The following is an 11,737-nucleotide window of genomic DNA, read 5'->3' as shown; positions in this document are numbered from 1 at the left end:
AGCTGACGGGACAGGCTGGCGTTTTCGGGGAGGCTGCTCACGATTCGGGATTACGGCTCTGCTGGCAAATGGGGCAGGGATTCTAACAGGTCTGCCGGTGCCTGCCTGCCGGAGTGGGGTCGTGGGTTATCCTGACCCGACCCGCGCCGGGCACCGGAAACTCTCGTGAGTCGTCAGGTTCAGAGCACTTCCAGAGCGGCGTCGTAATCCGGCTCGTCCTTGATCTCCGGCACCAGCTGGCTGTGCAGGACCCGGTTGTTTTCGTCCAGCACCACCACGGCCCGGCTACAGAGACCGGCCAGCGGGCCTTCCTGAATGGCAACACCGTAATCTTCCTGGACGCCGTAATTCCGGAACGTGGACAGGGTGACGACGTTCTTCAGGCCCTCCGCCCCGCAATACCGGGAAGCGGCAAAGGGCAGGTCGGCAGAAACCACCAGCACCACGGTGTTACCGAGGTTGCTCGCCTGTTCATTGAATTTGCGTGTGGAGGTGGCGCACACGCTGGTGTCGATGCTGGGGATGATGTTCAGGATCTTGCGCTTGCCCGCCCAGCTCTCAAGTTTGACTTCTTCCAGCGCACTGTTGGTGAGGGTGAAGGGAGGGGCGTATTCACCCGGGGCCGGGAAGTGGCCGCTCAGTTCTATGGGGTTACCGTCGAGTGTGACCTTGCTCATGCAATGGGGCTCCAGCCTTTGCTCAAAACCAATAACAAGATCTGAACAGCCGTCAGCGATCCTGTCGTCTCCGGGATTATCTGGGCAGAAGTATAGCCAAGCTACGCCATGGCCGCGATCTAGTCGGCCAGTGTCATCGGCGACCGCCCCGTTGAGTGCCGTGGGGAACTGCGGGCTGGGGCTGGTTTGCTCAGCTGGCGGATGCGCCCTGTGGCTCGAAACCCGGGGCGGGATGTCGCTGCACCAGCAGCAGATAGCTGGCCAGAGCCGCGCAGGCGCAGATGGCGATGATGGTGGCCATAACCACGGATGTACCGTCGTGCAGGTAGCCCACCAGCACGCCCGCCACGGCGGCAGTGGCCATCTGGACAAAGCCGAACAGGGCGGAGGCCGAGCCGGCCATGCGCGGGAAATTCGCCAGCGCACCGGCCATGGTCTGGGGCAGCACCATGCCGGTGCCCACCATGAACAACGCCTGGGGCAGGATCACGGCCCACACGTTATAGACGCCTGACAACGCCAGTGCCGCGATCAGGCCGCCACCGGCCACGGCAAAGACCAGGCCGCGCAGCAGAATCTGGTCCGGCATCAGCTTGCGGCCCAGGCGCACGGCGGCCAGGTTACCTACCACATAGCCCACCACCATGCAGGCGAAGTAGAGCCCGAAGTGTTCGGTCGCCACGCCCAGGAACTCGATCAGCACGAACGACGAGCCGGACAGAAAAGCAAACAGGCCGGCGTACACCAGAGCGTTGGTCAGGGTGTAACCCAGGAAGCTGATGTCGGTGCCAATGCGGCGATAGTTGCGCATCAGCGTGCACAGGCGCAGGGGCTGCCGATATTCCGGGCGCATGGGCTCCGGGATGCCAAAAGCCACGATCAGGGCCATCAGCAGGCCGTAACCGCCCAGGACGAGGAAAATGGAGTGCCAGCCGAGGCTGGATACCAATACGCCGCCCAGGGTAGGGGCCACGGCCGGGGCCAGCGCCATGATGCTGGCGACAATGGCCAGAATACGGGCTGCTTCCCTCGGGCGATAGATGTCGCGGATGGTGGCGCGCCCCAGCACCGGGCCGGCCGAACCGCCCAGCGCCTGCAGGAAGCGGCACAGCATCAGCGTGTCGATGGAGGTCGCCATGGCGCAGCCAATGCTGGCCAGGGCAAACAGGATCAGCCCGCCAATCATGATCGGCTTGCGGCCGAAGCGGTCGGCCAGAGGGCCGCACACCAGCTGGGCGAGCGCAAACCCGGCCAGGTAGAGGCTCAGCGTTAACTGAACCTGGTCCGTGCCCGCACCGAAATCGCTGCCGATTTGCGGCAGTGCTGGCAGATACATGTCCGTCGCCAACGGGCCAAGGGCGACCGCCGCAGCGAGCAAAATGGTTGTCCAGACACTGGTAAGTGCGAGCATGGTGTGTTCCGTAATCCTTTAGGTCCACTGGAATGAGTGGTCAGGACACGGAGTCTAGAGGCCCTCTGCACAGAAGATAACAACCGGCGGGCTCATACCATATATGAATGAAATCGATTGATTACGGGTTCAGGCCGTTCATGGTGGCGGCCACGCTGTTGACCTGATTTCTCAGCCAGCGGTGGGCCGGATCGTTCTGGTTGCGCCGGTGCCACAGCATCAGCAGCGTGAAGGGCTTGAATTCGAACGGCAGTGGTGCCCAGGCAAAGTCCCGCAGTAAGTGATTACTCATGCGCTCGGGGGCGGTGGCCAGCAAATCGGAGCCGCGCAGGAACTCCGGCAGGCCGGAGAAGTTGGAGACGGTCACCACGTTCCGGCGGCTCAGCCCCCGGGCGGACATGGCGCCCTCCAGGGCCGGTTTTTCGCCGGAGGCAAACAGCAGGGCGATGTGATCGGCCCGCAGGTATTGCGCCAGATCGTCCGGCGCCGCACGGACGTTCTGGTCATAGAACACCACCATGCGGTCCGCCATCAGGCCGCGCTGCATGATGTCGGTGGCTTCCGGGGCATGGGGCGAAATGATCAGGTCGCAGACATCCTTGCGCAGCATATCGGCGCTGGGGATGCCGGAGGGAATCACCTGCAGCCGGATACCCGGTGCTTCGCGCCGCAGAATCTTCACCAGCGGCGGCAGCAGCAAATCCCGCTGGTAGTCGTTGGCGGCGATGGTAAAGGTGAATTCGGCGGTTTTCGGGGTGAACAAAGGCCCGGACGCCAGCGACTGCAGATCATCCAGAATCTGTCGGATGTGCGGCCCCGCCTGCTGGGCGTAACGGGTTGGGGTGATGCCGCGGCCGGACTTCACAAACAGCGGGTCGCCGAGGGCCTGGCGCAGGCGGTCCAGGGTGTGACTGACCGCCGACTGGCTGACGCCGAGCTTCACGGCGGCTTTGGAGACACTGCCTTCATCCAGTACCGCAATGAAGGTGCCGAGCGCGCGCAGGTCGAGATTCAATGTATCAACAGGGTTCATGAATCGCAGTCTACCCCAGAGCGCAGGCGGCGCAAACGCTCACCGCTGGGTCTGGCGCCGGATGAACGCGGCCATATGGCCGGACAGCACATCAAACCAGGGGTTGTAGGTGAGGCGACTGGTGGGCACCGGGCGCGGGTCATCGTGCCAGGCGCTGAACCAGAGCTGGCCTGCGGGCAGCCGGTGGCATTCGGTCAGCGGCACATTGTTGGGCTCCAGGCAGCGCTGGAGGGGAGCGCCGCGGCCGTACAGTTCGTTATCCGGGGCAATGGCCAGCGCCTGGTGGGAAAATTCGAGTATGTTTTCTTCCGGCAGGTAGCTGTCCAGTGACTGAATGCGGGGGTCGGCCCAGGCCTCTGGCCAGGGTTTTCGCAGGTCCCGGAACACCAGCATGCGGCTGTCCGGGTGCCGGAATCGCTGTCGGAAGGTCTGTGTCAGATAGGCCAGGTCAATCACCGAATCGGCTTCGGTGGCCACCAGAAACAGTGGCGGCAGCGGCGCCTCGGGTTGCTCCAGCAGCTTGCGGGTGTGGTTGAGGACATCGGCTAACTGGCTCCCGGCGTTCAGCGTCACCGATTCGTATTTCACCGGGTTCAGCTCCGGTTCCTCCTCGACGAAATCGGCGAACAAATCGGCAATGCCGGCCAGCCAGAGGTAGTCTTCCAGACCATTGAGTTGCCAGGCCGGGGCGAGGGCGACAAGTCCGTCGACCCGGGGCCGCTGGCCTGAGAGCGCATACTCGGTAGCCAGCGCCCCACCCAGAGAAAAGCCCCCGATAAACAGGTGATCCACCTCTTCGGCCAGCGCGGCGACATGCTGGCGAACCTGTGCCCGCCATACCTCGGCCCGGGCGTGGATCATGTCACCCGGACGGGTGCCGTGGCCCTGCAGCAACAGCGTGCGCACACCGATGCAGCGAACGCTCAGGGCCCGGGCCAGGTCCCTGAACAAAAATGGCGAGTCGCTCAGGCCGTGGATCAGCAGGATGCCGGTGGTGGGCGAGTCGGAGCAGTGAGCGCCTGGTGGCATGGTATAGGGCAGATTCCAGTCCAGCTGCTGGCTGCGGCGGAAACCCTCGACGGGGGTCAGGTTGGATTCCAGGTACGCCCGAACCCGGTGCTGGTAGTCGGTGAAATCGCTGAAGGGCTCGGCGTCCAGGCGGTCGTCGCCGGGTGTGTAGAGCGCCGTGTTCTGGACACAAGCGGTGCAGGCGAAGCTCAGCAGCAGGACCAGGAAAGCGCCGATGCTCTGCGTGCGTGATGAGCACATTGAGGGGCCGTGTGTCTGGGCCATGTAGCAGCACTGTGTGTTAGGGTTTTAAGTGTGTGACATCAGGTTCTTGGATATACGCCCTGCCGGCTACGACTGGATGATGGAGACTGTGTTATGACCTTACGACTGGCTTTCGATGTCTACGGAACCCTCGTCGATCCCTTGAGTATGGCAGATATTCTCAAGCAGGACGCCGGCGACAAGGCTGCGGCCGTGGCTGCGCTGTGGCGGGAAAAGCAGGTCGAGTTTGCGTTTCGCAAGGGGTTGATGCGGGTCTACGAGGATTTTGGTGTCTGTACCCGGCAGGCCTTGCGCTTTGCCATGGCGAGTTACCGGCTCTCGCTGTCCGGTGAACGGGAAGACGAGTTGATGGCCAGTTACCTGTCCCTGCCCGCCTTCGACGATGCCCTGCCAACGCTCAAGGCCCTGAAAGGGATCTACCCGATGTTTGCCTTTTCCAACGGCAGCTATCCGGCGCTGGAAAAGGTGCTCGGGCACAACCAGTTGTTGCCGCTGTTTGATGGTTTGGTGTCGGTGGACGATGTGAAAAGCTTTAAGCCGGATCCGGCGGTGTATGCCTATGCCCGCCGCGCCACCGGGGCCTGGGATGAGCCGCTGTGCCTGGTGTCCAGCAACGCCTGGGATGTTATCGGGGCTCGTGCGGCCGGCTTGTTGGCCGTGTGGGTTCGGCGGGATACCAGCCGGGTGTTCGAGGACTGGGGCATTCAGCCTTCGGCGGTGATTGGCGGGCTGGCCGAATTGCCGGATGCCCTGCAAACGCTTGCGAGCCCGGGTTCCTGAATCAGCGCTGGTCAGCCCGAGCGTTCAGCCAGCCAGTCCGCCAGCGCCAGCCAGCTGGCCCTGGGTGCACGCCTGCCGGCGAGAATGCCCATGTGGCCGCCGGGCACCACCCGGAAGGTCTTGTCTGTCGAGCTGACGTGATCCATGACATTGCCGGCGGCATCCGGTGTCACCAGAGTGTCGTCCTCTCCGGCAATGGCCAGCAGATTGGCGTTGATGTTGTCCAGCCGGGCCATGTCATCGCCAATCCGTATCCGGCCCCGGGATAACTGGTTATCGAGCCACACCCGAACCACCGTGTCCTGAATGATGCCGCCGGGATAGGCCACCATGCGATCCAGGAATGCCGCCGTGCTGGTGTGATCGGATACGAACTCGCGATCACCGAGCCGAACCAGCAGTTCCCAGTAACTTCTGGCCGTGGCCATGGGGTTGGTCAGCTTGAACCCGATGGAGTTGGCCCAGCCCGGGGTGTGCAGCCAGTGCGGCCGGACATCGTGCAGACGAAAACCGGTGCGCTTGTGGATGGCGTCGGCGATGTCGGCCATGCGCTGATTCAGCACGCCCAGGATGCCGGAGGCGTGACTGTCAATCGGCGAACCCACTACGATGGCGTTGCGAACGTGCTGGTCTTCACTCAGGGCCGAGTAGAACAGGGTGAACATGCCGCCCATGCTCCAGCCGTGCAGCGACAGCTCCTGTTCGCCGCTGTGCTCCCGCACCTTGTTCAGGAACGCCGGCAGAAATTCGGCCACGTAGGTGTGCATGTTGTAGTGGCTGTGTTCCCGGGTGGGCACGCCCCAGTCAATCAGGTACACCTCGAAGCCCCGGGCGCGCAGGAAGCGGACCAGACTGCGTTGGGGGAGCAGATCGTAGATCAGCATGTTCACTGCCAGAGGCGGAATAATCACCACGGGTGTCCGATGGATCCGGGGGGACACCGGGATGGTCAGGTCGTCCAGTTCAATGGTCGGCTCATCGAGGGGGGCGTAGTAGCGCAGGCTCACCAGACCGTCACGGTGAATCAGCTGGTACGGCGTCCGTCCGGCCCGGACCAGACGCTCGGGGCGAAACAGCCGATCGAACGCGTTGCCGGCATAGCGCGCGGTGTGCCGGGTGAGTTGCGAGGCTCGATCGGTAACAGACTTAAACGGGTTTGGCATCTCAGTGTCCACTGCAATTCAGCCCCGGAGTATGAAGCAAAAAAACGGGCGACAACAATAAGCCGGCCGGTCTGCAAGCGGCTATGGCACAACTGTCGAGTTTATTAGGCAGGCAAGTCACTTTCGGCCACTGCCCAAGTCATGGTCCGATTGGTATGATTGCTGCCGCTCTGAGACAACAAACACAACAGGAATCTCATGCTCAGTTTTTTGCCAGCCCCCGTAATCGGTGTACTCAACGCTACCCTGCTTGGAATCAACACGCTGTTCTGGTGCCTTCTGCTCTACATTCCCGCGGTGCTGAAACTGATCGTTCCGATCAAAGGCTTTCGGGTCTGGTGTGCCAGGATCATCATCGCCATTGCCGAAGCCTGGGTCGCCTGCAACAGCGGCTGGATGAAGCTGACCCACGCCACCCGGTGGGACGTCACCGGCGACGATCAGCTCAGGCGCGAGGGCTGGTATCTGGTGCTCAGCAACCACCAGAGCTGGGTGGATATTTTGGCCATGCAGCGGGTGTTCAATCGTCGCGCGCCGTTCCTGAAATTCTTCCTGAAGCAGCAACTGATCTGGGTGCCGGTGATCGGCCTGGCCTGGTGGGGGCTAGATTTCCCGTTTATGAAACGCTACAGCCGGGAATACCTGATCAAGCATCCGGAAAAACGGGGCGAGGACCTCAAGGCCACCCGTCGGGCCTGCGAGCATTTTCGCCACACCCCGGTGAGCGTGATGAACTTTGTCGAGGGCACCCGTTTTACCCAGGCCAAGCACGATAAACAGAAGTCTCCGTACCAACATCTGCTGACACCGAAAGCTGGTGGTGTGGCGTTCGTACTCGATGCCATGGGTGACTCCATCCAGACCCTGGTGGATGTAACCATCGCCTATCCGGGTGGTGCACCGACGTTCTGGGATTTCCTGTGTGGGCGGGTGTCATCGATCAAAATGGAAATCAGCACTGTGGCGATTCCGTCGGAACTGAAAGGGCGGGATTACTCGGCCGATGCCGAGCATCGCCGAAACGTGAAGGCATGGCTGGCAGATCAGTGGCGGGCCAAAGACCAACGGCTGGAGCGGATGCTCGGCTGAGCGGCGGGCAACGAGTCAGCGCTCGTTGCCGTCTTCGTCGACTTCATCCGGGTGCTCTTCCTTGAAGCGCTCCCAGTCTTCCCAGTCATGAGGCGTTCCGGCGTGGGGACGGCGCAGATGCTTGGCGTGTTCCATGGCGTTGTGCCGCAAGCTGTGGTCCCGTTCTTCCTCGTCCTTGTCGAAGCCGTACTTTTTCAGGAATTCATCCGGTGTGATGGGCATGGCGCACCTCCATGAGACACATATGTCTTGTCTTATGATTACGATGCGCCTGCCGGGCTGGTTTTTCAACCAGCCGGTTCGGTGCCTGCCGCAGGCTGAATCTCTTCCGCGCTTTCCAGCGAAAAGTTGATCTGACGTTTGTCCTCGTCCACCCCGGCAAAGCGCACGCTGACCACCTGCTCGAGCTGGAAAATCCGGCCGTTCTTGTTGTGCACCAGGCGCAGGGTGACCGGGTCGAACCCGTATTTGCCGTCCAGGCCTTTGCAGCTGACAAAGCCTTCCAGCCCGTTGGCGTCCAGGCGAACGAAGAAGCCGGCCGGCACGGTGCGGCTGATGGTCCCCGGCATCGGCTCCTCGCCCAGTGTCCGGGCGAAATCACTCTTCAACCAGGCCTCCAGGCTGTTGGCGGCCTGACGGGCACGAATCTGGGCCTGCTGCAATTGCTCCAGTTGCTCGGCCGACAGTGCCTTGATCGGGGCATCCCACAGCGCGGCTTTGATCAGACGGTGCACGTAGAAGTCGGAGAATTTGCGCAGTGGCGAGGTAAACGTGGTGTAGGCATCGAGCCCCATGCCCTGATGCGGTGCCGGCTGCGGGCGCAGTTCGGCGCGCGCCAGCTGGCGCGAGACAATGGCCTTCACGGGAACCTCGGCATCGAGCGCCTCGGTGTCTCTCATCAGCTGGCGGAAGCCGGCCGGGCTGGCAATGTCGACCTCGGACAATTTCGGGGCGTGCGCCTGCAACAGCGCGCGGATGTTATCCAGGCGATCGTCCCGCACGCCCGGGTGCTGGATGAACAGGCCTGAGGGCGTCTGGCTCAGAAAATCCGCCGCGCAGCGGTTGGCCGCGACCATGCACTCTTCCACCAGGCGGTGGGCTTCGGTTTGCAGGGCCGGTTCAATCTGGCGGATCCGCTTGTTTTCATCCAGCCGAAGACGGAATTCCGGACGGTCGGCACTCAGCAGGGCGTTTTCATCGCGCCATTTGCGCAGTACCGTGGCCGCCTGGTGCAGCTGATCGAGGCTGTTGGCAACGGCGTCCGGCAGGGCGTTGATGTCGTCGTCCTCGCGGCCATCAATCAGGTTCGCCACCAGCTCGTAACTCAATTTGCGCTGCGACCGGATGATCGCACTGTGGAAACTGTACTCTCCCAGGCTGCCGTCGTTGTTGACCTGCAGGTCGCACACCAGCGCCAGGCGCTTCTCGCCCGGCACTAGCGAGCACAGTCGGGTGCTGAGGCTGTCCGGGAGCATCGGCAGTGGCTCGCCCGGGAAATAAATCGCGGTGGCCCGTTTCAAGGCTTCCTGCTCGGTGGCGCTGCCCGGTTCGATCATTGCGGTCGGGTCGGCGATGGCGATGGACACGGTCCAGCCCGTGGCATTGGGTTCCGCCAGCAGGGCATCGTCCATGTCCTGGGTGCCCGGGCTGTCGATGGTGACGTAGGGGCGGTCGGTCAGATCGGTCCGCCCGGCAAGCCGCTCTTCGATGGCCTGCTCGGTGAGTTGCTCGGCGTGCTGTGCCACGGAATCCGGGAACGTGTCGGCCAGATCAAAGGTGGCCAGGGTCATGGATCGCTCAATGCCCGGTTCACCGGCCTTGCCGATCACCCGCAGAACCTTGGCCTGGGCTTTGCCGTCCTTGATCGGATGGCGGTGGATCTCGCAGTAGATATAGTCGTCTGGCTGGGCGGCTTTGCGTTCCTTGGGCGGAATGAAAATCCAGCGATTGATGCCTGGCGTCTCCGGCACCACAAAGTGGCCCTTGCCCTTGATCTGGTAGCGGCCGACAAACCGGCTCAGGCGGCTGGACACCAGCTCGTCAACGACGCCCTGGGTTTTCCCCTTGTCCACCTCATGCTCGGTGACGTTGATCCGGTCCCCGGGCAGGACTTTCTGCATTTCTTCGGGGGGCAGGAAAAGATCCCGCCCTTCATCCAGTGCGACAAAACCGAAGCGTCCATTGGTGGCCTTGACGGTGCCTGGGAAAACAACCTTGTTGTCCTTGATATCGGATTTTAGCTGGCGCAACTGGCTGAGGGCGTCGGCATTGAGCATGAAAAAACCTGGCTGATAGAAAATGAGTGTTGCGCCGGAGTATACCGGTTCTGACGCCGGGCGTCAGATAGCGGACTTCCTAAATTACACTTCGGCCCAGAAGCGCTGGAGATTGGCCAGGGACTTGGTCAGCAGGTCGAACTCGCTGCTCTTGCCTTCACGTTCGAACAGCGTACGGCGGGCGGTGTCCAGATCGAACAGCACCTCGCGCTGTGCCGGATCCCGGATCGTGCTCTGGATCCAGCCGATGGCCACACGTCGCTGGCCACGGGTCACCGGCGCCACGCGATGCAGGGTCGATGACGGGTAGATCACCGCTGACCCGGCCGGGAGTTTGTAGGTTTGTTCGCCGGCTGAGGTTTCGGTGACCAGCTCGCCGCCGTCGTAGCTGTCCGGATCGTCAAGAAACAGGGTGAAGGAGATGTCGGTGCGAAGGCGGCCAGCGCCTCGGCCCATGACCGGATCATCGACGTGGTTGCCGTAGGTCATGCCATCCCGGTAGCGGCTGAACAGGATGGGGGTCATCTTCGCCGGCCGCACCGCCATTTGAAACACCGGGTGCTCGGTGAGCGCTTTTTCCACACCCGCGCGCAGGGATTTGACGGTGTCATCTGCCACTTGCATCTGTTCGTTGTTCTTGACCAGGCGGGCGTGCCAGCCGGCGGTTTTGCGTCCGTCTTCGAACTGGCCCTGATCCAGGGCGGTCCGGACCTGATTCAGTTGTTGATCGGAAAGGATGTTACCAATACAGAGAATCATAACCGGCTCCATTGTTAATAAGAACGATTTGCATTACGTGGGTATGATGCCTCATCATCTGTCGTCATTAAATAGCCATCAAACATCCCGACGCCAAGTAACGGCTCAGGATCTGCGACAGGAGACGTTGATGAAAAGCCAGAACCAGAAATTGAAAGTATGGACCGGTATTGGTGTGGCAACACTGCTTGTGAGCAGTGGTGTGACAGCCGAGGAAAATGCCAACGCCCAGGATGAGGAAATGATCTCCTCCGGCGCGCAGGGCGGCGAAGGTGGCGAACACCATGGCGGCGAAGGTGGTGAGCACCACGGCGGCGAGGGTGGCAAACACCACGGCGGTGAGGGTGGCGAACATCACGGCGGCGAAGGTGGCGAGCACCACGGCGGTGAGGGTGGCGAACACCATGGCGGCGAAGGTGGCGAGCACCACGGCGGTGAAGGTGGCGAACACCACGGCGGTGAAGGTGGTGAGCACCACGGCGGTGAGGCCGGCGCTGCCTTCAGTTACTTCGCGGCCGGTGGCGAAGGCGGCGAAGGCGGAGAAGGCGGAGAAGGCGGAGAAGGTGGCGAAGGCGGCAGCTCGGTATCCGCAGTAAGCTCCGATGGCGCCTACACCGCGATGATTTCCATGATGCAGGGTCACCTGATGGCGGCGCGTGAGCTGATCAAGGCCGGCGAGGTCGCCGACGGCCGTCCGCATCTGACGCACCCGTGGGTCGAGGTGTATCCGATGGTGCAAGACGGACTTGCCCGCCGTGGCCAGAACGCCATGGGGCCGGCGCTGGAGCGGTTGGCTGAAAACGCCGGTGAGGTCAGCAGCTGGGAGGACGTACAGGCAGACTTTCAGGCCGCCTGGATCGCTACCGAAGAAGCGCTCAATGGCGTGAACGACCAAGGGGAAGTGAGCCCGGCAACGGTGTCCAAGGTCGTTCTGACTCTCACGAAACAGGCGGTTCTGGAGTACGACGAAGCACTCGAGAACGGCAAGTTTGTGGCTGAGCACGAATACCAGGACGGCCGCGGGTTCGTGATCTCGGCCCGGGACTACCTGAACAGCCATCAACGCGCCCTGAAAGGCAAGAACAAGGAAGCCTGGCGCGACGCCAACAAGGTTCTGGATGAACTCCAGAAGGCCTGGCCGATGGCCGTTCCGCCGATCACCCCGGTGGTCGGGACCTCTGAGCTGTATTCAGCCCAGGCCCGTCTGGAACTGGCGCTGGCTCCGTACCTCTACTGAGCCTGGTGCCATGCCGGGG

General features: G+C 62.3%; 11 protein-coding genes. 3 read left to right on the top strand and 8 right to left on the bottom strand.

What is annotated here, in order from left to right; all coding sequences use genetic code 11:
- Window positions 1-179: 179 nt before the first annotated feature.
- From tpx to LPB19_RS03180, 4 genes are all read right to left on the bottom strand, one after another.
- Window positions 180-677 carry a thiol peroxidase gene (gene tpx, locus LPB19_RS03195; protein WP_206644680.1) on the bottom strand — a complete coding sequence of 166 codons (498 nt, stop codon included), beginning with the start codon at window positions 675-677 and terminating at the stop codon, window positions 180-182.
- Between the two features lie 190 nt (window positions 678-867).
- Window positions 868-2,088 (bottom strand): Bcr/CflA family multidrug efflux MFS transporter, encoded by a 1,221-nt coding sequence (locus tag LPB19_RS03190; RefSeq protein WP_206644679.1) that lies wholly within the window; start codon window positions 2,086-2,088, stop codon window positions 868-870.
- Window positions 2,089-2,209: 121 nt separating this feature from the next.
- Window positions 2,210-3,121, bottom strand: a complete 912-nt coding sequence (locus tag LPB19_RS03185) for a LysR family transcriptional regulator (RefSeq protein ID WP_206644678.1) — start codon at window positions 3,119-3,121, stop codon at window positions 2,210-2,212.
- A 39-nt stretch (window positions 3,122-3,160) separates the two neighbouring features.
- Window positions 3,161-4,414 carry an alpha/beta hydrolase gene (locus LPB19_RS03180; RefSeq protein ID WP_228289192.1) on the bottom strand — a complete coding sequence of 418 codons (1,254 nt, stop codon included), beginning with the start codon at window positions 4,412-4,414 and terminating at the stop codon, window positions 3,161-3,163.
- Between the two features lie 93 nt (window positions 4,415-4,507).
- Here LPB19_RS03180 and LPB19_RS03175 point away from each other — a divergent pair, with 93 nt between their 5' ends.
- On the top strand, window positions 4,508-5,194 hold the full coding sequence (locus LPB19_RS03175; RefSeq protein ID WP_206644677.1) for a haloacid dehalogenase type II: 687 nt from the start codon (window positions 4,508-4,510) through the stop codon (window positions 5,192-5,194).
- An 11-nt stretch (window positions 5,195-5,205) separates the two neighbouring features.
- Here the strand turns inward: LPB19_RS03175 and LPB19_RS03170 are convergent, their stop codons facing one another.
- The gene (locus LPB19_RS03170; RefSeq protein ID WP_206644676.1) at window positions 5,206-6,357 is read right to left on the bottom strand and encodes an alpha/beta fold hydrolase; all 1,152 of its coding nucleotides are present in this window, start codon (window positions 6,355-6,357) and stop codon (window positions 5,206-5,208) included.
- Between the two features lie 198 nt (window positions 6,358-6,555).
- On the opposite strand from LPB19_RS03170, the gene LPB19_RS03165 reads away from it, so the two are divergent.
- Window positions 6,556-7,446: an acyltransferase gene (locus LPB19_RS03165; protein WP_206644675.1), complete on the top strand. Its 891-nt coding sequence runs from the start codon at window positions 6,556-6,558 to the stop codon at window positions 7,444-7,446.
- A 15-nt stretch (window positions 7,447-7,461) separates the two neighbouring features.
- Here LPB19_RS03165 and LPB19_RS03160 read toward each other — a convergent pair whose 3' ends face one another.
- The 3 genes from LPB19_RS03160 to LPB19_RS03150 all read right to left on the bottom strand — a co-directional run bounded on the left by LPB19_RS03160 (window position 7,462) and on the right by LPB19_RS03150 (window position 10,481).
- On the bottom strand, window positions 7,462-7,668 hold the full coding sequence (locus LPB19_RS03160) for a hypothetical protein (protein ID WP_206644674.1): 207 nt from the start codon (window positions 7,666-7,668) through the stop codon (window positions 7,462-7,464).
- Window positions 7,669-7,733: 65 nt separating this feature from the next.
- The gene (locus LPB19_RS03155) at window positions 7,734-9,722 is read right to left on the bottom strand and encodes a ribonuclease R family protein (RefSeq protein WP_206644673.1); all 1,989 of its coding nucleotides are present in this window, start codon (window positions 9,720-9,722) and stop codon (window positions 7,734-7,736) included.
- A gap of 84 nt (window positions 9,723-9,806) precedes the next feature.
- Window positions 9,807-10,481 carry a Fe2+-dependent dioxygenase gene (locus LPB19_RS03150; protein ID WP_206644672.1) on the bottom strand — a complete coding sequence of 225 codons (675 nt, stop codon included), beginning with the start codon at window positions 10,479-10,481 and terminating at the stop codon, window positions 9,807-9,809.
- Between the two features lie 130 nt (window positions 10,482-10,611).
- On the opposite strand from LPB19_RS03150, the gene LPB19_RS03145 reads away from it, so the two are divergent.
- Window positions 10,612-11,718: a hypothetical protein gene (locus LPB19_RS03145; RefSeq protein ID WP_206644671.1), complete on the top strand. Its 1,107-nt coding sequence runs from the start codon at window positions 10,612-10,614 to the stop codon at window positions 11,716-11,718.
- Window positions 11,719-11,737: the final 19 nt, after the last annotated feature.

The organism is Marinobacter salinisoli, from assembly GCF_017301335.1.
Classification (GTDB): domain Bacteria; phylum Pseudomonadota; class Gammaproteobacteria; order Pseudomonadales; family Oleiphilaceae; genus Marinobacter; species Marinobacter salinisoli.
The sequence above is the reverse complement of the archived record's forward strand: the minus strand, read 5'-3'. Positions and strand labels throughout refer to the sequence as shown.